This window comes from Nocardia sp. NPDC058518, from assembly GCF_042719655.1.
Classification (GTDB): Bacteria; Actinomycetota; Actinomycetes; order Mycobacteriales; family Mycobacteriaceae; genus Nocardia.
Window position 1 is genome coordinate 560,689 of sequence record NZ_JBHXNJ010000001.1, and the last position, 21,264, is coordinate 581,952.

The following is a 21,264-nucleotide window of genomic DNA, read 5'->3' on the forward strand; positions in this document are numbered from 1 at the left end:
ACCTGTGAATGTGGATGTCATGAACGAGAACAACGCACTCACACCCTTCCGCGTCGACATTCCGCAGGCCGATATCGATGACCTTCGCAACCGGCTGACACACACGCGCTGGCCGATCTCCGTGCCGGGCCGAGACGATCGCACCGACTTCAGCCGGGGCATCCCGCTGGTGTATCTGCAGGAACTCGCCGACTACTGGCGCGACGGGTTCGGCTGGCGTGCGCAGGAGGCGAAACTCAACGAGTACGAACAGTTCACGACGGTCGTCGACGGCCAGACGTTCCACGTCGTCCACGCGCGATCGGCGAACCCGCAGGCCACCCCGCTGATCCTGAGCCATGGCTGGCCGGGCTCGTTCGTCGAGTACCAGCGACTCGTCCCGCTACTGGCCGACGAGTTCCACGTGGTCGTCCCGTCGCCGCCCGGCTTCGGGTTCTCCACCCCGCTGTCAGGGACCGGTTGGGAGCTGGCCCGGACGACGGAGGCCTATGCCGAGATCATGACGCGTCTGGGCTACGAGAGGTTCGCGGCCCACGGCACCGACATAGGCTCGGGCATCATCGGCCGCCTCGCGGCGCTGCACCCCGAACGCGTCATCGGCACGCACACCGGCGCCGACCGCCGGTTGCTCGCGTTCGTCGGCGACAAGCTCCCTTATCCCGACGGTCTGTCCGAGGACGAGATGGCCCAGATCGAGGCAATTCGCACCGAGAATGCGGCCGATCGCGGGTATCTCGAGATGCAGAACCACCGTCCCGACACGATCGGCGCGGCGCTCGCCGACTCGCCCGTCGGTCAGCTCGCGTGGATCGCCGAGAAGTTCAAGACCAGGGCCGACGGCGACCACCGGACGCCGGACGAATCGGTCGACCGCGACCAGCTCCTCACGAACATCAGCCTGTACTGGTTCACCCGCAGCGGCGCGTCGAGCGCGCAGTTCTACTACGAGGGTGAGCACTCCGGACTCGACTGGGTCATGGCAGCCGAGGTGCCGTCCGGGTGGGCCGTGTTCGACACCCACCCGCTCATGCGCCGCGCGGTGGACCCGTGGAAGGCGATCGGCCACTGGAGCGAGTTCACCGAGGGCGGTCACTTCCCCGCGATGGAGGAGACGGAGCTGCTCGCGGACGACATCCGCACCTTCTTCCGCGGCATTTCCTGACTCGGCACGCGAGAATCAGAAGCCGATCCTGACCGCCACCACTCCCGCCCCGGAGTGGTGGCGGCACACTCCAACCGCGGAGCCGAACATGGACACCCCGGATAGCACTACCCGCGCAACAGCCCTGCGAACAGTGCTGCGGCGCCTCGTGCTCGGCGCGTTTGCCTGCACCGCCCTGTTGATCGTGCTGCTCGTCGGCAAGGCGGTGCTCAGCGCCACCGGATTGTCCTTCGATCCGCACGGCTATGGAATGTTCGCGGCGATCTTGTTCGCGACGGTCTTGCTACCGGTCGCGCTGGCGCTGTGGCTGCTGTACCGATCGATGCAACGACGCGGCGATTGACAGCTACGAGGCGCCGACTGGGAGTTCGACACAGGCCCTAGGGTGCCGAGCAAGCGGCAGTGTCCAAAGCACGGGAGCCTGCGTGGTAGCGATCGTCCATCAGGTCTTGGTTGAGCACGATGGTTACGGCGCGGCCGGTAGTGGGGACTACGCCGTCGTAGGTCACCGTGCCCGAGAGACCGCCCGTGTGGCCCCAGAGTTCGTTACCGCAGGACATGGTGATTCGTGCCAGACCGAGGCCGTATGCCCAGTTGCTGTCCACTCCGGTGGGCCGCACGTTTGTCATTTCGGCCAATTGGGCGGGTGGGAGCAGCTTTCCGTCCAGCAGGGCGATGAAGAAGTGGTTCAGGTCTGCGCCGGAGGCGACCATTGCGCCTGCCGCGCCTGCCCACGATACGTTCTGGCTGGTGTAGTCGACTTGTACGCCGCCGATTTCGGTGTAGCCCTTGGGATGTGGGCCGCGGATGTCGATTTCATCGGGGCTCGGGTAGTAGGTGTTGCGCAACCCGAGCGGCGCGATTATCCGGTAGGTGATCTCGGTGCCGATCGGATTTCCGGTGACCTTCTCGATCACCATCCCGACGATGGCGTAGTTCGTGTTGGAGTACGCCCATCGCGCACCGGGCTCGAAATCGGCGGGCGCGGTGAGCGCGTTACGGATGGCTTCGGCGATATCCGTTGTCCCCCATCGGACTTGCTCGGTGAGGCCGGCAAGCTGGCCCGGCTTGGGTGGCGCCCCGAACTCGGCTGCATATTCGGGGAGTCCGCTGGTGTGCTGCAACAGGTTTCGGATCGTGATCCGATTGCCGTCGATGCCCGGCCCGTGCACCACGCCCGGAAGATACCGTTCCACCGGCGCATCCAACTCGACCTTGCCCTCGGCCACCAATTGCAGCATCACGGTGGCGACGAATGGCTTGGTATTGCTGGCTATCCGGAGCCGAGCATCGTCGGCGAACGGCTCGCCGGTAGCAATATCGGCGACACCCGCGGTGGCTGTCCAGGTGTGGCCGTTATCGGTGATTACCGCCTGAGCTCCCGGATAGCCATGGCGCACCGCATTATTCAGCGCGGTGGTGATCTGTGCCCGGCCAGCTTCCTCGGCATCGGGCGAATTGTCCACGCCGCACGATGTGGCAATCAAGACCGTCATCCCCAGCATCGCAAGTTTCATCCGCATCCCATGAAACTAGGGAGAACGGCCTGCCACGAGAAGCCTGCCGACTCCCCGATACCCGGTGGTGCTGGCACTACTACCGGTGATTACGCGCGCACCGGGCTCGCGAGAGCCGACCCAACCACTGCCGAGATGACGTCGCGCTATCACTGAAATCGAGGCCAGAACCCTCGGCGCGCGGCTGCCGAGTGACCTGTTGCGCTGGCACTCGTTGAGCGCTCCGGACGGGCTGCGAACTGCTGTCGGCCCCCGGATGCGCAGCCCACGCGCACACCATCAGCGGCGAAGGTGCACGCATCCTCAAGGGCTGCCCCCCGGGTCGGCCGCGACACGGCGCGAACGCGTGACGCATCGGCGTTCAAATTTCGCCTGAAGCCGGCCTCACGAAGGTCGGGGACGGTGTCCACCGAGTTATCCTCGGTAGAGGCGAGCGCATCAGCGTACCGCCGGGAGGCCGTGACCGAATCGAGCCGAGATGGCCGACAACATGCCGACCCAGCGCAGCTCGGCCTCGGGGATTCCGGCGGAATTGACCGCCGAGGGCTTCGAGGACGCCGAGGAGATCGGGCGCGGCGGTTTCGGAGTGGTCTACCGGTGCGCACAACCCGACCTGGACCGCGTCGTCGCCGTGAAAGTGCTGACCGCCGAACTCGACCCCGACGGACTCCAACGCTTCGTACGCGAACAGCAGGCGATGGGCAGGCTGTCCGGCCATCCGCACATCGTCGCGGTCTTCCAAGCCGGCACCACCCACGGCGGACACCCCTATCTGGTCATGCCGTACCACGCGCACGGCTCGCTCGAACAGCAGATCCACACCGTCGGACCCCTCGACTGGTCGGCGATCCTGCGACTCGGTGTCAAGATGGCCGGCGCGCTCGAGACCGCGCACCGGGCCGGCATCCTGCATCGTGACGTGAAACCGTCCAACATCCTGCTCAGCGACTACAACGAACCCGAACTCACCGATTTCGGGATCGCCCGGATCCAGGGCGGGTTCCACACAACCACCGGAATAGTCACCGGCTCCCCCGCCTTCGCGGCGCCGGAGGTACTGCGCGGCGCGCAGGCGACCGCCGCCGCCGATATCTACGGCCTCGGCGCCACCCTGTTCTGCGCGCTCACCGGCCATGTCGCCTATGAGCGGCAGGTGGGCGAGCAGGTCCTGTCACAGTTCCTGCGGGTGTCCGCGCAGCCGGGGCCCGACCTCACCGACCAGGATGTGCCCGACGAGGTCAGAGCGGTCATCGAGCACGCGATGTCCACCGAACCCCGCGACCGGCCCGACAGCGCCGCCGCTCTCGGCGCGGAACTGCGCGAGGCCCAGCGCAACACCGGCGGCGAGGTCGACATACTGCGGATTCCGAGCACGGTGCGCCCCGCCACGGCACCGATCGCGCTGCCACCGCGCGCACACGAACAGACCACCGCGCCACCGACACCGGCCACGAAGTACCGCCCGCCTACCCCCGCGCGCGCCACCCTCGCCAGAAAACGCCTGCTCGAGCACCTGCGCGCGAGCGAACGCACCCGGCTCACCACCATCCGCGCGCCCAGCGGGTTCGGCAAGACCACCCTGGCCGCGCAGTGGCACGACGAATTGATCGAGCACGGAGCGGCGGTCGCGTGGCTGACCGTCGACGAGGACGACAACAACGTCGCGTGGTTCCTCACCCATCTCGCCGAGGCGATCCGCCCCGCCGTCCCCGAACTCGCCGACGACCTCGACCGGCTGCTGGAAGCCCACCCCCACGACCCGACCCGCGCCGTACTCACCGCCCTCATCGACGGCCTGCACGCCGGCGATCGTCACGTGACCCTGATACTCGACGACTGGCAGCGGGTCACCGATCCGGCCTCGGTGGCGGCGGTGCAATTCCTGCTCGAACACGGCTGCCATCACCTGCCGCTGGTCGTCACGAGCACCGCCCGGATCGAACTACCGCTGAGCAGACTGCGTATCCACGGTGATCTCGCCGAAATCGATGCCACGACAATACGTTTCGACTCCGACGAGGTACGTGCATTCCTCGCCGAAGCGGGCGGCGTGCACCTGGCGACCGAGGAGATCATCGCGCTGGCCGACGCGACCGACGGCTGGGTCGCGGCGCTGCAGCTGACAGTGCTGGCGCTGCGCGCGGGCGAGGATCCGGCGCATCTGATCGATAGCCTCGGCGCCCACCCCGACATCGGCGCATTCCTCGCCGAGAACGTGCTCGGTGCACTGGATCCGGACACACTCGACTTTCTCATGACCACCTCGATCTGCGAGCGGATCTGCGGTGGACTCGCCACCGCGCTGACCGGGCGCGCCGACGCCGCTGACGTGCTCGCCGAGATCGCCGACCGCGGGCTGTTCCTGCTACCTGCGAGCCCCGGTGGAGATTGGTACCGCTATCACCAGCTGTTCGCCGGGTACCTGTGCCGTCGACTGGCCCAGGACAGACCCACGGAGATCGCACCGCTGCGGTTGCGGGCCGCGGCGTGGTTCGCGCGGCATCATCTGCTCAATGACGCGGTTGAGCACGCACTGGCGGCCGGTGACCCCGAGCACGCGGCCGAACTCGTCGAGCAAGGCGCGGGCTACCTGCTCGAAAGGTCGAGAATGGTGACGATCCAAGGCATTCTGGCCAAACTGCCCGCCCATGTGTGCCTCTCGAGGCCACGCATCCAGCTGTTCGGTGTATGGATCAACCTGATCTTGCGCAGGCCTGAGGCCGCCACGGCATCGCTGGCCCGATTCGAAGCCGCGATGGCCACGGCTCGCCCCACTGAAGCCGAACGTATCGATCTGCGCGCGGAAGCCGATGTGGCGATCAGTGTCCGGGAGATGTTCGCCGACCGGGTGTCGGAGCTGGATGGTTTGATCGGTGACGCGCTGACCCGACCCGACGACTTCTCCCCACGGATACCTGGTGTGGCGGCCAATATCGCAGCCTATGCGGCGATCCAGCGCTTCGACTTCGCCGAGGCGCGACGCTGGCAGCTCTGGGCCGCGCCGTATCACGAGGCCACCGGCCCGTTCCTGTCGATGTACGGCCGCTGCTTCGCCGGACTCGCCGCCAGGGAACAGCTCGACATCGCCGGTGCGGACGACCTGCTCACGACCGCGCTCGACACCGCACACGCGACGATGGGTCCGGCCTCACATGCGTCTCGTCTCGCCTGCGCCCTGCTCGGGGAATTGCGTTACGAGACAGGCGACCTCGATGCAGCCGAGGATCTCCTGACACGGAGCAGAGAAATCGCGGCCGAAGGCGGTGGCGGCGTGGACTTCATGCTGGCGACCTACGCCATCGGTGCCCGGGTCCGTGCCCTTCGCGGCGACCGTGACGGCGCGAGAGACCTCCTCGACGAGGGCATGGCGCATGCCGAACGCCTCGACTTGCACCGATTGGCCGCGCGGATGAACAACGAACGAGTTCGGCTCGGCTTCGCCCTCGATCCCGGCCCGGCCGCGGCGATCCTGCGATCTCGGATGATCCGGCGCGACAACGGAATTGCCACCACCATCGACGAACTCGACGAGGACTCCGCCATCCGGCTGCTGTTGGCTGATCCCGGGGACGATGAGCACCGGCTCGCGGTCGATCGGGCCACCGCTCTCGTCGCGGGAATCGACGCGGGCCGCAGGCCGATGGCCGCTCTGCGGTCGGGGCTCCTACTCGGGAGCGCGCTCAGGAGGGCGGGCCGCGCGGGCGAGGCGGAGCGAACCATCGCACCACTGACGCGGCGGTGCGAGCGCCTCGGCCTGAGACGCCTACCGGCGGATGCATCCGCGCCCTAGAGCGACGCCAAGCGGCGGAATCAACAACAAGTTCATCGGGACGTGAAGGTGGCGGAAACGCCGCTCAGAGCCTGCTCGGCGGTATGCGTTCGGTGGTTCAGCGAACGATCAGACCGTCGAAGAATTCGAGTAGTCCACTACGCGCGTGATCATCGCCCCCGGTTACGACAATCAGGGTCTCGACCAGTGGCGAGCCCGTTGTACCGGCGAAGCGAGGAGGCTTCCATGACCACTAGGCCAGTGCACAGCACATTCCGCGTTTCGTCGGGCTTTCGCACGCCGCAGCGGCCGGACCATAACGGTATCGATATCGCCGCACCGGCCGGCACGCCGATCTTCGCACCCGTGGACGGTGTGGTCGTCGAGGGGGCTGAACGTCCGCCGGGGGCGGTGTCGGGGTTCGGGAACTGGGTGTGGCTGGACGCGCAGGACGGCCGCGGGGTGGATCTGATCTTCGGGCACATGCGTCACGCGAGCATCCTGGTGAAGGGGGGCGATCGGGTCCGGGAGGGTGAACAGATCGCGAGTGTGGGGTCGGAGGGCCAATCCACCGGTCCTCATTTGCATTTCGAGGTGTGGGGCCCGCCCGGGCGCATCGGTGGTGACCCGAGGAATCCGCAGGATTTCCTGCAGGGTGCGGTCGACCCCGGCACGCAACCCGACACCGGTACGAACGGGTCCGACCCGGAGGCCTTCCCGCTGCCGCGCGGGTTCTTCTATGGACCGCTGGAGGGCCCCGCTTCGTCGATCTCCGGGCGTCACGGCAGCGAACGGCCCGAGTGGATCGCGGGCTTGAAGCGCTGGCAGCAGGCGCGGGGCCTGCCACAGACCGGTGTTTACGACCAGGCAACCGCCGACGCGGCGCGTACGGTTCAGTTCGCGAACGGTTTCACCCCCGATGGGCTGATCGGCCCGGCGACATGGCGCGCGGGATTCACCAGCGCCCCGACCGGGGAGCTGCCATCGAGGATGCAGCTGGTCGATCACGCCGCGGCGCGCCCCGGCGCGCAGGCAGTGAAGGCCGACGGATACCACGGGGCTGTTCGCTACCTGGTGGACTCCCCCGAACGCGGCCTGATCAACAAGAAACTGACTCCTGAGGAAGCCGCGGGGTATCTCGACCTGAAGATGCCCCTTGTCAGCAATTGGCAGAAGGGAAAGAACGCCACCGCCGACTGGCGCCGCGGGTTCGATGGCGGTGTCGCCGACGCCAACGCCGCCGATGCGTGGCACCGGCACTGCGGCGGCCCGGCCTCGGCGCCGATCTTCTTCTCCATCGACGACGATCTGTCGCTGTCGGAGTGGAACACCATGGCCACTCATTATCTGCGCGGCGCCGCGTCGGTGCTGGGCAAGGAGCGCGTCGGCGCGTATTGCAAGTATCTGGCATGTGATTGGGCAGTCCAGGACGACGTCGTCGGCACGTGCCGCGACGGCAGCGGAAAACGGTTCCTGTGGCAACCCAACACCTGGCTGGGTGGTAGGCCGCTCGGCACGATCTCCGAGCACGCCTGCCTGTTCCAGCGGCTCATTCACCCGCGCGACAACGTCAAGGTCGCTGGGATCAACGTCGACGTCAACGACACCCTCACCGACGACTTCGGGCAATGGCAATACGCCGCCCAGCCGGTTGTCCCGGAACCGATCGTGGTTCCCGGCCCGATTTCCGTGCGCGAACCCGACGGCTACGACATCGCCTGGCACGCCGGGCCGGGGTCCCGCTCGGGGCATGGCGCGTACAAGCGGATCTACCTGCACACCACGGAGAATCAGGACTGGATCAGCCGCGCCGAAAACGTCGCCGACGGTCAAGCGGCCAGACGGGACGGGTCGTATCACTACATAGTCGACGACAACCGCATCATCCAGACAGTCTCCACGAAGAACGCCTCCTGGAGCGTTCCGGTACGCGGCGTCAATGACGAGAACCAGGTTTCGGTGCATATCGCCCTCGTCGGGACTTCCGGCGCGATTCCACGGTGGACGACCAGTCCGAATCCCAATAGCGAATCGAACCCGAAGAAGCGCTCCGGGTGGCTCGAGCACGACAAGATGCTCGACATGGTGGCCTTCACGATCGCCAAAATTTCCAAGGAACACCACATTCCGATCGAGCGGGTCGACATCGCCGGTGTCGGAAACGACAGGCACGGCGTCTCCAGCCACAACAACTACACCTACGGTTCGGTGAAACTGCGGGGCTTCAAGGACGGCACCCACTGGGACGTCCCCGACACCTTTCCCTACGATGTCGTCCTCGCCGCGGCGAAGCAGTACGCGGCCATCCCCGAGGACCCCGATCGTTTCCCACTTCCGAACGGGCACTACTGGGGTCCCTTGTCGGGGCCGCAGGAGTCGTGGTCGAACAGGTTCGGCAACGAGCCGCAAGCGTCGAAGGACGGTTTGCGACGGTGGCAGGCTGCCCTCGGAGTCGCACAGACCAGTGTGTACGACGACGCCACCCGCGACGCCGCGACCGCCATGCAGAAGGCCAAGGGCTGGCCGGTCACCGGCCATGTCTACGCCGGCGAGTGGTATGGCGTCATCAAGGACGGCTGGCGGTTGCCCGCCCCCGCTGCCGTCCCCACCGGCGCACGCAAGATCACCAACGCGACCGGGCCGGGCCACACCGACCAGTTCGGTATGGCCGCAACCGATCTCGGGGTGATGACCCGTACGCCCTCGGGCCGGATTCTCGCCGTCTTCGGCGACACCTTCCGCAACCCGATGGTCGGCGGTGACGACTGGCGTTCTCCGGTCGCGTTGTACTCGGACACAACGAATTTGGACAGCGGGATCGTGTGGCACGAAGCCGCGGGATCGGATCCGAACTATGCCCGGCAACTGTGGCCCTACGACCATGTGGGAGGGACGACGGCACTACCCTCCGACGTCATCACCATCGGCCAGGACATCTACCTGCACGTGATGATCAACGAGGGCCTCGGCAACGTAGTGCGCACCGAGATCTGGACGTCGAGCGACAACGGAAAGTCCTGGCGGCCCACCGGTGCCCAGTTCGACGCGGGCCTGCACAACGGGTTCGCGCAACTGTGGACCTGGGAACGCGACGACGACGGGTGGGTGTATGTCTTCTCCACCGGATTCCAGCGCGACAAGGGGATCATCCTGCGCCGCGTCCGCGAGGACCGGATCACCGACCCTGGGGCCTACATCGGCTGGGGTTGGCGCGACGGCAGCTGGAACTGGGGAAACCCACCGACACCGGTACTCGAAACCCAGCCCTCCGCGGAGAAGTTCGGCGAGATGTGCCTGCGCAAGATCCAGAACAAATGGGTTCTGGTCAACTTCGACGCCTCCACCACCGGTGGCTACGACATCGACCTGCGCCTGCTCGACACTCCCACCGACAACCTCTACCTGGTGCCGAAGACGACACCCATTCGCGGGTCGGCATGGGGAGAAGAGGGCAATGACCGGGTCGCACAACTCTACGGCCCGTGCATCATCCCCGGATCCACGCTCGACGCCGGCCTACATCTGTTGGTGTCGCAATGGAAGACCACCGACGGATGGCCTTACCGCGCAATGCATTTCAAAATTCCTGTCCGATAGCTAGCGGGGTCGGCGGGTCCGACCCCGGCTAGTCGGGCGATGTGATGTCGCGAAGGACTTGCTTGGCACGCTCGACTCCGGTGTGGCCGTCGAAGTCCGGCCAGTCGTGGTAGTGGACATGCGGATTGCGGATCAGGAACTCGGAGACGACCTGCATGGTTCGGACGGCCTTGACGAAGTCGACGCCACCGAGTCCAGTCAGCGCTGTCGGCACGGTCATTCGGCCGACATTGCCGAGCGGGCCACCGAGACGGCCACCGAGGATGTTCGATTGCAGGAACTGCAACACCGCAACCGCGAACGGCACCGACAGCTCCGCGTGGACGAGCAGGTCGTAGAACTGCTCCAGCAGCGTGTCGTCGGTGGTCGTCGAATACATGTCACCGTCGAGCACGAAGTCGAAGGTGCGGTCGCGGAATTCCTGGGGCGTGTAGTCGCCCGAGATTCCGGCACCCGGTGGGTTGTTGCCCAGCAGAGTGCGTCCCGGCGGACGGCACGGCGACCCGAAGGTGATCACGCGCCGCAGATCGTCCGCGCGGTGCGCGAGCGGCCCGCTGTCGGTCATGAGCGTCATCAGCCGCACCACGACTTCCGCACCCTGGCTGTATCCCGCGAGGATGAACGGGCCGGGATTGAGCAGGATCAGCCTGATCCCCTCCCCGACGCCGAGCGCCACCGACTCCCGGTAGCTGGTGTGCGGGTCCGGATTGAGAAATCCGCTGGCGGGGTAGGCGACCGGTTGATTGCGGACCCGACGCTCGCCCTCGAGCGCCGAGCCGACGTCGAACGGTGGTCCCTGACTCCAATGGCCCCAAGTGCCTGCGAAGCTGTAGTACAACGGCCGGGTCCCGGCTGGTGGAATCGGGTCGAAGTTCAGTCCGAGCCTGCGCAACGTCGCTGTGTCGGCCGTGCCGGGTTCGGCGACATCGAGCCCGGCACGGCGCTGAAACTCCGCGACCACCGCGGTCGTGGCTGGGCCGTATTCCCCGTCCACGACCAATCTGGAGTAGAGCGGGTAGTCACGGTTCAGCGTCGCCTGGAGTACCCCGACAAGGTCTCCACGATCTCCGGGCCTGAGGATCACAGTCATCGGAATCCCCAGACTCTCGGAGGCAACGCCCCTTCGTCGTCCGCTTTCGGATACTTCTCGAGGAATGCCACGATCCTGTCCCCCAGTGGTCCAGTCACGATATTTCGCCATCGCTCGATCGCCCGTGAGCTGGGCGGAGATCGCGAGCCGGCCTCTTGGCAATCATCCACCCAGGCTCGACCGAAAGATAGAGGTCGAGACCGATTTTTGATCGTTCCCGCGGTGGCCCAGCCCCACCGGTGTTGATCGGTCAGGGTGCAGGGAGGTCCTTGTAGGTCTCGAGGATGCTCCGGATCGAGGGAGTGACGAACAGTTCCCGGTCCAACGATGCCCACAGGTACCCGGCGTGGACAGAAAGGCGGATGGGGCCGGTGGCTTTCACGTCGACGGCGAAATGTAGACGCCGCACCGGCTTTCCGGCTGGGGACAGGTAGTCGAAGTCACCGACATGGTGCCGGATGCCGGTGACGGTCAGGCCGGTTTCCTCCCGGACTCCCCGCGTCAGTGCCGCGGCAACGGACTCGCCGGGTCCCACGGTGGCGCCGGGGAGTTTGTGGGTCGGCCGGACGGGGCCGGTGCTGTTCGCTTCCAGGAGCAACACTTCTCCGCCGCGGTCGATGATCGCACCGACGCGCAACCCGAATCCGTCGCGTTCGCCGCGCGGTAGGACCTCGTCGTACAACGGCATCGACATCGGTGCATTCACCAACCTTCGGTAGGGCAGAGTAGCCGCGTGTTGTCGTAGTCACTCCGTGGTGACTTCCCTGTCAATTGTGCCTGGCGCCAGGCACATCCGGCGATATTCGCTGTCAGAATTCTTCGCGCGAAGACCGCTGTTTCAGTCGAGGGTGCAACCGGAGATCGGCTTGTCGGCGAGGCGGTCGAGCAGGTAGGTGATCGCGTTGTCCGGGCCGAATCCGTCGATCAGTTCGGGTCCGAAGTGGTTGGGGATCGTCGCGCCGGAGAGGATCGGCGGCAGGTTGTTGGTGCGGAAGGTGACGGTGGCACCTCTGGCGCACCAGTCTTCGGCAAGTTGGCGGGCCTGGTTGTAGGGGACGGTGTCGTCGTTGAGGCCGCTGGTGATCAGCACGGGCGTCGGCGGCGCGACGCTGCCTGCGCGAAGTTCGGCGAGGACGGGCGCCGCCTCTGGCATGTCGCGCAGATGTTCGAGCAGTGGACGGCCGTCGATGGTGAGCGAGCTGGTCTCGAGGAACGGCTGTTTGGTGATGATGTCGCCCACGCACTCACCGCTGAGGGTTTCGAGCATGGCTCGTCCGGCGGGGCTGGTCACCCGGTCGACAGCCGCGTGCAACTCCGGGTAGCGGGCGAGCAGTCCGTTGATGGCGAATCCGATGGCGCCGCCGATGAGGGCGCCGTCGATGCGGGCGAGGATCTTGGCCAGATCGGCGGTGGGCCCGCCTGCCCACGTGCCTTTGACGTTGAGTTCGGGCGCGTAGCTGTGGTGCAGCTCCGCGGCACCCGCGGTGGCACCGCCGCCCTGCGAGTAGCCCCAGAAGACGACGGGGGTTTCCGGTCCGACTCCGCCGAGATTGTTGGCGGCGCGGGCGCCGTCGAGGATCGCGTGCCCGCCTTCGATGCGATTGGCGAAGGTATGGACGCCAGGAGTACCGAGACCGATGTAATCGGTGACCAGGACGCGAGCTCCCAGCGCACTCCAGACAGCCGAGGACGGCAGTTCCTGGTTGGCCGACAACGACAGTGAGGGGTCGGCGGTCAGGGTGAGGCCGGTGGAGAAGGCGACCGACATGGCGCACTGGTCGCCTTGGCCCGCGGTTCCGGGCCCGATGACGACGGTGGGGCGCTCCCCCGGGCCCTGCCATGGCCCCTGGGGCTCGATGTAGGTGCCGGTGACCGCGGCGGGCGAGCCGTCTTGGTACTGCGTGGTGTACATGACACGCGTGGCATTCACGGGCCAGCCCGCAGCGGTCGGCAACGTCGCGAGAATGCGCATCGGCTCGGTCTTGACGATCGCGCCGGGCACACTCGAAATCTGAGCAGGCGGGGTATAGAACCCGCTCACCGGAGCGGCAGTCGCCTCCGGAGTGCCGACACCCGCCACCACGCCGACGACGCATACCGCAGCCACCGCCGCGGCCAGTACGCCGATCGAACCGGGCAGCGCGTTCCCCTTCGAGCGCAACCCAAGCTTGCTATGCATTCAGATACTCCCCGTGAATTGATACGGCGCCGCCGCCGCAGTGAGCCGAGTCGCACTCGATGGCGTTGATGATGCCCATCACAGCAGTGCAACTCCCGAACAGTAACACGGTTACTGGTCGGTACGAAACTGCCCAGTAGCGTGGGGAGCGGTCTACGGCCGGTCGACGAAAGACGCGAGGATCAGCCGATCGCGGCCAGCGCTCGCGCGTTCACTTCGTCGACCTCGCCGATACCGTCGATGGTGACGACCAGACCGTCGTAGTGTTCGAGCAACGGCTCGGTCTCCTCGCGGTAGACCCGCAACCGGTTGCGGATCACTGCCTCGGTGTCGTCGGCACGGCCACGGCCGAGCACACGATCGACCACGATGTCCTCGGCGACCGCGAAGCACAGCACGGCGTCGAGCGCGACGCCACCGCGGGAGAGAATCTTCGTCAGCGCGTCGGCCTGGTCGACCGTGCGCGGGTAGCCGTCCAGCACAAAACCGTTCGCGGCATCCGGCTCACCCACCCGGGCCTCGACCATGCGATTGGTGACCTCGGCGGGGACGAGTTCACCGGCATCTATGCATTTTTGTGCCGCTCGACCGAGCGCGGTGTGCTGGCTGATGTTCGCGCGGAAGAGATCTCCGGTGGAGATGTGGGGAACACCCAGCCTTTCCGACAGCAGAACGGCTTGAGTGCCTTTGCCGGCCCCAGGCGGTCCGAGCAGAACAACTCTCACTTGTGTAGACCTTTCGAGATCGGATTCGTCGGCGTCTCATCTCAGCTGGTGCGGTATTGTTCCGCGATCTTCGTCACCACCGATGGGTCTGCGAGAGTGGTGGTTTCGCCGATTTCGTTGCCGTCAGCGATATCGCGCAGCAGCCGTCGCATGATCTTGCCGGACCGGGTTTTCGGGAGCTCGGGCACAATCAGGATCTCGCGTGGTGTCGCGATCGGGCCGATCGCACGGGCGACGTGGCGACGTAGTTCCTCAGTGGTCGGCTCTACCGCGTCGGCCGCATCACGGGGGATGACGAATGCGACGACGCGCTGGCCGGTGACCTCATCCGAGGCACCGACGACCGCGGCCTCGGTGATGAGTGGATGGCCCGCGAGTGCCGACTCGATCTCGGACGTGGATAGCCGGTGGCCGGAGACATTCATGACGTCGTCGGTACGGCCGAGGATCCAGATGTCACCATCCGAGTCGTACCGGGCACCGTCACCGGCCAGGTAGTACCCCAGCGCGGCGAAGCGCTCCCAATATGTGGAGCGGAAGCGATCGTCATCGCCCCACACACCGCGAGTCATCGCCGGCCAAGGGCGGTCGAGTACGAGATATCCGGATTCCCCTGCTGCGACCTCGTCACCTCGACTGTCGACGACCTTGGCCGAAATGCCCGGCAACGGTCGTTGTGCCGCACCGGGTTTGGCGGCGCGCAGGCCCGGCAGCGGGGCGATCATGACCGCGCCGGTCTCGGTCTGCCACCAAGTGTCGATGACCGGCGTGCGATCGGCACCGACGTGCTTGCGGTACCACAGCCACGCTTCGGGGTTGATGGGTTCGCCGACGCTGCCGAGAACGCGCACGCTGGACAGGTCGTAGCGAGCGGGAATTTCGTTGCCCCACTTCATAAATGTGCGAATGAGGGTAGGCGCCGTGTAGTAAAGCGAGACGCGGTAGCGCTGGATGATCTCCCAGTGCCGACCTTCGTGTGGCGTGTTGGGAGTGCCCTCGTAGACGACCTGGGTGACGCGGTTGGCCAGTGGTCCGTACACCAGGTACGAATGGCCGGTGATCCAGCCGATGTCGGCCGTGCACCAGTACACGTCGTGTCCGGGTTGGTGATCGAAGATCAGACGATGCGAGTGGGCCACCTGGGTGAGGTAGCCACCCGAGGAATGGAGGATGCCCTTCGGTTTCCCGGTGGTGCCGGAGGTGTAGAGGATGAACAGCGGGTGCTCGGCATCGAAGGATTCGTAGTCGTGGCGATCGGATTTCCCGTTCAGCAGATCGTGCCACCAGACGTCGCGCCCCTCGACCCACGGCAGCTCACCGGCGAGATCCTCGCCCACACGCTGAACGACAACAACCTTTTCGACGCTCGCGGCACCAATCAGTGCCTCGTCGACCTTGTCTTTCATCGACACGGCGCCGCCCCGTCGGTACTGTCCGTCGGCGGTGATGACCACCCGTGCTCCGGCATCGTCGACACGTGACCTCAGCGCTGCTGGGGAGAAGCCGGCGAACACGACACTGTGCACCAGTCCGAGACGGGCACAGGCCAGCATGGAGACGATGGCCTCGGGAATCATCGGCAACTGGATCGCGACGCGGTCGCCTGCGCTCAATCCGAGCGCTGTCAGCGCGTTCGCCGCCTGCGCCACCGACCTCTGCAGCTCGGCATAGGTCACCTCGCGGGTATCGCCTGGTTCGCCGACCCAATGAATCGCCACCTGATCGCCGTACCCCGCGTCCACGTGTCGATCCACGCAGTTGTAGGCAACGTTCAACCGACCGCCGACGAACCAGCGGGCGAACGGAGCCGCAGACCAGTCCAGCGTTGTGTGCCAATGAGTATCCCAGTGCAGCCGGTCTGCCTGTGTCGCCCAGAACGCCACCCGATCAGCGTCGGCGAGGCCGTAGAGTTCGGCGGCCGAGTCCGCCTGGCGTGCCGATCGTGCGGGAGTGAGATTACTTCCGGTTACCACGTCATCCATAGCGGGCAGTATCGTCACCGAGGGTTGGCAACAGGTTGACTGCCGAGGGACCGGATCGCTGTCAGATCAAGCCCAGCTTGCTCGCCTCGTAGACCGCCTCTGCCCTGGTCGACACGGAGAGCTTTCGCATGATGTTGCGCACGTGGAATTTCACCGTGGTCTCGGATATGTAGAGCTTGACGCCGATTTCGCGGTTGCTCAAGCCGTGTGCGAGGAGTTCGAGGACCTTCTGCTCGCGGTCGGTCAGCGAGGGTTCCTCGGGCGCGGTTCTGATCGAGCGCATCATCACCGAGGCCGAGCGGGAATCGAAGGCACTCTCGTCGCGCGCGACCGCACGGATCGAGGCGATGAGGCCACTGGTGTCCACGTCTTTGATCACGTAGCCCTTTGCCCCGCGATGCACTGCCTGGAGTACGAGGGCATCGTCGAGAAATGTTGTCAGAACCAGCACTCCGGTATCGGGAAACCTGGCGGTGAGCTCCGAGCAGACCGTCAGACCCTCGGTGTCGGCGCCGGTTCCCAGCTTCAGGTCGAGCAGGACGATGTCGGGTCGTTGCTGTTCGACCACCGACAGCGCCGCGCCTGCCGTGCTGGCTTCACCGACGACGTGCATATCGTCCTCGCGTTCGAGGATCGAGCGCAAACCTTGCCGCACGATCGCGTGATCATCGACCAGCACGATTCGCAATGGCGGCATCGGGGGCCGCGGTGGCGGCGCGACCGATTCGGATGTGTTCACGAGTGCGCCCCTGCCTCGATCGTCGACAGCGGGATTTCGAATCTGACCATGATCCCGCCGAGTTTCGAGCGACGAATCGACATGCTCCCACCCATTTCTCCGGCTCTGGCACGCATGTTGGCCAGGCCGCGATGCACGCCTGCCAGATCGGCAGAGGACGTCATCCGCAGCACCTTGCGCAATTGGGCGGGGTCGCCGTCGCCGTCGTCGGCGATGGTCAGCACGATTCGGTCCGAGTGGTAGGACAACCGGACCTGAGCCCGACCTGCGTTGGTGTGAGCGACCGTGTTGAACAACGCCTCTCCGGTGATCCGGAGAAGTGAATGCTCGGCCTCGCCCGGCAACGGCGCCGGAGTGCCGATCACCATGACCCGCACCTGAAGGTCGCTGGGCAGGTGCACGCTCGACAGCCGCTCGAGCATGATCGGCAACGATCCGGCCGCCTCGTCGGAGTTGTGGTGCAGCGCGTAGATGGCCGTACGCAGCCGTTCCACCGCATGCCTGGTCAAATCCTTTGCGGCGGTGAGCTGTTCGATGATCTGGTCAGGCGGGCCGTCGGAGGCCGCGAGCTCGGATCGACAGATTTCGATCGTCATCCCGGCGGACAGCACGTCTTGGGTGACGCTGTCGTGTAATTCGCGCGCGATGCGGTGACGCTCGTCGTCGAGCACCTGACGCTGCATCGCTTCGCTCAATCGCTGTTGGGTCAGCGCGAGTTGCGCCTCGCGTTCGGCGAGATCGCGGGCCCGCTGAGCCGCGGTCTCGCTCAGTTTCTCGGTGCGGCCACGCAGTCTCGTGGTGGCATGCAGCAGGAACGCGTTGTGCAGCGCGACGGCGACCTGATTGGCGAGCACCCGCAGAATCGCCAGGTCGGTGTCGGCAACGTCCACATCACGGCCGGGCAATCCCGCGATGCCGCCGACCGGTTCCCCGTCGAGTGTCATGGCGACCCGCACGACCGGCCCGATTCGCGTTTCCTCGGCCTCCCATGGCCTGCTGCGCAGGACCCGCAGGTGCGCGCGGACCTCGGGCGGTAGTTGCTGTTCGTCCTCGATCACACCGTCACCGCCGAGCATCAGGAATCGCGGCCGGGCTGCCCGCAATGCCCCGTCAGCGACGACGACCAGCATCCAGTCCGCCTGCAGATGCTCGGCCGCGGCCCGCAGTACTGCCTCCACCAGCCCGCGCGGGCCTTCGGCGGTGCGAACGAGTGCACGTGAGATCCGGTCGAGTGCGCGAATGGTGTTCTCCAGGCGCTCGGACGAGCGGACATAGGCCGGATAATACGATCTCTTGCCCGAGCGGACCCCCGTCAGAACGCCCAGATCGGCGAGAGTTCGCCCGAATCCGGGTACGTCCGGATCGGTGTTCCCGGTGGTCTCCGACCTCATAGTGCCCGCCGGAACAGCGCTTCGATGTCGATGACATCGGCGGCGCGCGGATTGGTGGCCAGGCAAGCGTCGTTGAGCGTGGTGCGGGCCAGGATCGGGATGTCCGCGTCCGTGACGCCCAGCGCACCGAGCCCCTTCGGGACGCCGACCTCATCGGCGAGGTGTCGTACCTGTTCCGCGAGGAGCAGCGCGATCTCGGCGGCCGGCCTGCGCGTGACATCGATGCCGACGGCCGCGGCGAGCGGGACGAAGGCGTCCGGATCGGCCTCGGCGTTGAATCGGATGCAGTGTGGAAGGAGCACACCGTTGAGGACGCCGTGCGGCGCGTCGAGTAGCCCGCCGACCTGATGGCTCATGGCGTGGGTGATCCCGAGGATGGCGTTGGTGAATGCCATACCGGCCTCCAGCGAACCCTGTGCCATGGCGATGCGTGGTTCGGCGCTGCGCGGATGGGTCATTGTCTGACACAGGTTGTTCGTGATGAGGCGTACCGCGTGCAGTGCGTGCAGGTCGGTCAGCCGGTTGTGCGCGCGTGAGACGAACGATTCGATCGCGTGGGTGAGGGCGTCCAACCCGGTGGCGGCATTGAGGTCTTCGGGCATGGTGATCAACAGCCGCGGATCCACGATCGAGATATCGGGCACCAGGGTACGGCTGAGGATGGTGATCTTGATGCGCTGCGCGGTATCGGTGACGATGGCGAACTGCGAGACGTCGGCACCGGTACCGGAAGTCGATGGCGCCATCACCAGCGGCGGAATCGGGCGCACGACCTTGTCGACGCCTTCGTAATCCAGGATCGCTCCGCCGTTGCCCGCCAGAATGGCTACCGCCTTGGCCGCGTCGATACAGGAACCGCCACCGACCGCCATGATCACATCGCACCCGGTGGATACGTAGTGCTCGTAGGCGGCGGCGACCTCGTGGTCCTTCGGGTTGGGGGTGATCGCCGACCACACCACCGGCTGTCGCCCGACCTGCTGCAGATAGGCGATCGCCTCGTCGGCCCACCCTGCTTCGATGATCCCGGGATCGGTGACCAGGAACGGCCGCCGGGCGCCGAGCCGCAACGCGCAATGGCCGAGTTCGGCGAGTGCTCCTGGCCCGAAGACGATCTCGGGAGCGTGAAACTTCGCCAGCTGCGGTGCCGCGGTCGCTGCCGTCGCCAGCACGCCCGGCCCGGCCAGCTCGGGAGCATCGGCGTCTGCGCGATTGCCCGCGAACGCGCTCACCGCCGACGCCACGGACGGCCATCCTGCCGGATTCGCCGGTGAACTCGATGCGGGTCGCGTCAATTGGGCCACGAGAACTCCTTCTGCACGCATTCGGCAACGCCGCCGAACAACTCCAGGCTAGCGCCGATGTGATGGCAGACACACCGTCCGAGGGATCCGACTCCACCTGACCGATCGGACGGGTCGAGCGCGCGTTCGAATGGTTCCGCAGCCAACTCGTTCTTTTCGGATTCACGGGCACCTACCGTCGAGTTCACCATCACCTCGGATAGGAGCCGCAATGAGCGAGAACACCAACACCGACAATGTCGAAGCCGCAGTGGTCGAAGAAGACCTCCTGATCGAAGATGTGTCGATCGATGGGATGTGCGGTGTCTACTGAGGTCGCGCCGTTCGATCCGGCGCGGCCGTATCGGCTTTCGCCCTCGGTGGCGGTGCGCCCGGAGTCGTTCGGCGCGCTGCTCTACGACTACGGCACGCGGCGGCTGTCGTTTCTGAAGACGCCCGCCTTGGTCCGCGTGGTGAGCGCCCTGGCGAACCACCCGGACATCCCGACCGCCCTCGCCGCGGCGGAGATATCGGACAACGACCGCCCCGAATACCTCGCCGCCTTGGCCGGCCTGGCCGCGACCGGCACGATCGCGGCCCGCACCGGGGCGTGAGCGCCGGGCCCTGCCCTGCCCGCAAAAGGAGAAACGATGAAACTCGTCGAACATTTCGAACACGGCCTGGACGCGCCGATCTGCCTGACCTGGGAGCTCACCTACGCGTGCAATCTGGCGTGCGAGCACTGCTTGTCCTCGTCCGGGCGGCGTGACCCGCGTGAGCTGAGCACCGCCGAAGCCAAGGCCGTCATCGACGAAATGCAGCGGATGCAGGTGTTCTACGTCAACATCGGCGGCGGCGAACCTACTGTCCGGCCGGACTTCTGGGAACTGCTCGACTACGCCGTCGACCACAATGTCGGAGTCAAGTTCTCCACCAACGGAGTCCGGCTCACCCCCGAACGCGCCCGCCAACTGGCGGCGACCGACTACGTCGATGTCCAGATCTCGATCGACGGCGCGACCGCCGAGGTCAACGACGCGGTGCGCGGTCCCGGCTCGTTCGCCATGGCGTATCGGGCGATGGAAAACCTCGCCGCCGCCGGCTTCGAGAACTTCAAGATCTCGGTGGTGATGACCCGCCACAACGTCGCCCAACTCGACGAGTTCAAGGCCATCGCCGACCGATTCGGCGCCCAGTTGCGGATCACGCGCCTGCGGCCGTCCGGGCGCGGCGCCGACGTGTGGAACGAGCTGCACCCCACCACCGACCAGCAGCTGCAGATCTACAACTGGCTCATCGCCAACGGCGATCAGGTACTCACCGGCGACTCGTTCTTCCACCTCAACGCCCTCGGCTCCACCCCGCTGCCCGGACTGAACCTGTGCGGGGCGGGCCGGGTCGTGTGCCTGATCGACCCGATCGGCGATGTCTACGCCTGCCCGTTCGCCATCCACGACCAGTTCCTCGGCGGCAACGTCCGTGACCCCGGCGGATTCGAAACCGTATGGCGCACATCGGAACTGTTCACCTCTTTGCGGGAGCCGCAGACCGGCGGAGCATGCACCACCTGCTCGGCCTTCGACTCCTGCAAGGGCGGTTGCATGGCAGCCAAATTCTTCACCGGTCTCCCGCTGGACGGCCCCGACCCCGAATGCGTCAAGGGCAATGCCGACAGCGCACTCGCTCTCGTCGGCGCCACACCTCGGCCGGACAAGGACCACTCCCGGGCTCCGGCCCGCCCTCGAGCGGTCTCGCTCGGGCTGCCTGTGCTCAGCCGCCCGGTGCCAGACCGGGCATGTGACACCAGCCCACTGTCCGGACTCCGCTGAC

The 21,264-nt window shown here is 66.2% G+C and carries 16 protein-coding genes; 7 read left to right on the plus strand and 9 right to left on the minus strand.

The window, feature by feature from the left end:
- Positions 1-19: 19 nt before the first annotated feature.
- Positions 20-1,162, plus strand: coding sequence for an epoxide hydrolase family protein (locus ACFWPX_RS02450; RefSeq protein WP_378925233.1), 1,143 nt, complete (start codon positions 20-22; stop codon positions 1,160-1,162).
- An 88-nt stretch (positions 1,163-1,250) separates the two neighbouring features.
- Positions 1,251-1,505 (plus strand): hypothetical protein, encoded by a 255-nt coding sequence (locus ACFWPX_RS02455; RefSeq protein ID WP_378925235.1) that lies wholly within the window; start codon positions 1,251-1,253, stop codon positions 1,503-1,505.
- 37 nt (positions 1,506-1,542) lie between these two features.
- Here ACFWPX_RS02455 and ACFWPX_RS02460 read toward each other — a convergent pair whose 3' ends face one another.
- Complete coding sequence (locus tag ACFWPX_RS02460) at positions 1,543-2,658, minus strand: serine hydrolase domain-containing protein (RefSeq protein WP_378925237.1); 1,116 nt, start codon at positions 2,656-2,658, stop codon at positions 1,543-1,545.
- Positions 2,659-3,157: 499 nt separating this feature from the next.
- Here ACFWPX_RS02460 and ACFWPX_RS02465 point away from each other — a divergent pair, with 499 nt between their 5' ends.
- Together ACFWPX_RS02465 and ACFWPX_RS02470 are read left to right on the plus strand one after the other, a co-directional pair.
- On the plus strand, positions 3,158-6,469 hold the full coding sequence (locus ACFWPX_RS02465) for a protein kinase (RefSeq protein WP_378925240.1): 3,312 nt from the start codon (positions 3,158-3,160) through the stop codon (positions 6,467-6,469).
- Between the two features lie 225 nt (positions 6,470-6,694).
- Positions 6,695-10,045 carry a DUF4185 domain-containing protein gene (locus tag ACFWPX_RS02470; protein WP_378925241.1) on the plus strand — a complete coding sequence of 1,117 codons (3,351 nt, stop codon included), beginning with the start codon at positions 6,695-6,697 and terminating at the stop codon, positions 10,043-10,045.
- A gap of 28 nt (positions 10,046-10,073) precedes the next feature.
- Here the strand turns inward: ACFWPX_RS02470 and ACFWPX_RS02475 are convergent, their stop codons facing one another.
- From ACFWPX_RS02475 to ACFWPX_RS02510, 8 genes are all read right to left on the minus strand, one after another.
- The gene (locus tag ACFWPX_RS02475; RefSeq protein ID WP_378925243.1) at positions 10,074-11,135 is read right to left on the minus strand and encodes a peptidoglycan-binding protein; all 1,062 of its coding nucleotides are present in this window, start codon (positions 11,133-11,135) and stop codon (positions 10,074-10,076) included.
- A 250-nt stretch (positions 11,136-11,385) separates the two neighbouring features.
- Entirely contained in the window at positions 11,386-11,829 is a 444-nt protein-coding gene (locus ACFWPX_RS02480) for an NUDIX hydrolase (RefSeq protein WP_378925245.1), read from the minus strand.
- Between the two features lie 144 nt (positions 11,830-11,973).
- A complete protein-coding gene (locus ACFWPX_RS02485) occupies positions 11,974-13,314 on the minus strand; it encodes a lipase family protein (protein ID WP_378925247.1) in 1,341 nt (446 codons plus the stop codon).
- Positions 13,315-13,496: 182 nt separating this feature from the next.
- Positions 13,497-14,039, minus strand: a complete 543-nt coding sequence (locus tag ACFWPX_RS02490; RefSeq protein WP_378925249.1) for an adenylate kinase — start codon at positions 14,037-14,039, stop codon at positions 13,497-13,499.
- A 41-nt stretch (positions 14,040-14,080) separates the two neighbouring features.
- Positions 14,081-16,021 (minus strand): acetate--CoA ligase, encoded by a 1,941-nt coding sequence (gene acs, locus ACFWPX_RS02495; protein WP_378925251.1) that lies wholly within the window; start codon positions 16,019-16,021, stop codon positions 14,081-14,083.
- Positions 16,022-16,082: 61 nt separating this feature from the next.
- Complete coding sequence (locus ACFWPX_RS02500; protein ID WP_378926111.1) at positions 16,083-16,718, minus strand: response regulator; 636 nt, start codon at positions 16,716-16,718, stop codon at positions 16,083-16,085.
- 38 nt (positions 16,719-16,756) lie between these two features.
- Positions 16,757-18,151 (minus strand): sensor histidine kinase, encoded by a 1,395-nt coding sequence (locus ACFWPX_RS02505; protein ID WP_378925254.1) that lies wholly within the window; start codon positions 18,149-18,151, stop codon positions 16,757-16,759.
- Positions 18,148-19,338, minus strand: coding sequence for an iron-containing alcohol dehydrogenase (locus ACFWPX_RS02510; RefSeq protein WP_378926113.1), 1,191 nt, complete (start codon positions 19,336-19,338; stop codon positions 18,148-18,150). Before ACFWPX_RS02510 ends, ACFWPX_RS02505 begins: the two co-directional genes overlap by 4 nt.
- Before the next feature lie 328 nt (positions 19,339-19,666).
- Here ACFWPX_RS02510 and mftA point away from each other — a divergent pair, with 328 nt between their 5' ends.
- Genes mftA through mftC form a run of 3 tightly spaced genes read left to right on the plus strand, consistent with a single transcriptional unit; the run spans position 19,667 to position 21,263 of the window.
- Positions 19,667-19,768 carry a mycofactocin precursor MftA gene (gene mftA / locus ACFWPX_RS02515; protein ID WP_378925256.1) on the plus strand — a complete coding sequence of 34 codons (102 nt, stop codon included), beginning with the start codon at positions 19,667-19,669 and terminating at the stop codon, positions 19,766-19,768.
- Complete coding sequence (gene mftB, locus ACFWPX_RS02520) at positions 19,758-20,048, plus strand: mycofactocin biosynthesis chaperone MftB (protein WP_378925259.1); 291 nt, start codon at positions 19,758-19,760, stop codon at positions 20,046-20,048. The genes mftA and mftB overlap by 11 nt, the downstream gene beginning before the upstream one ends.
- Before the next feature lie 36 nt (positions 20,049-20,084).
- On the plus strand, positions 20,085-21,263 hold the full coding sequence (mftC, locus tag ACFWPX_RS02525; RefSeq protein ID WP_378925261.1) for a mycofactocin radical SAM maturase: 1,179 nt from the start codon (positions 20,085-20,087) through the stop codon (positions 21,261-21,263).
- Position 21,264: the final 1 nt, after the last annotated feature.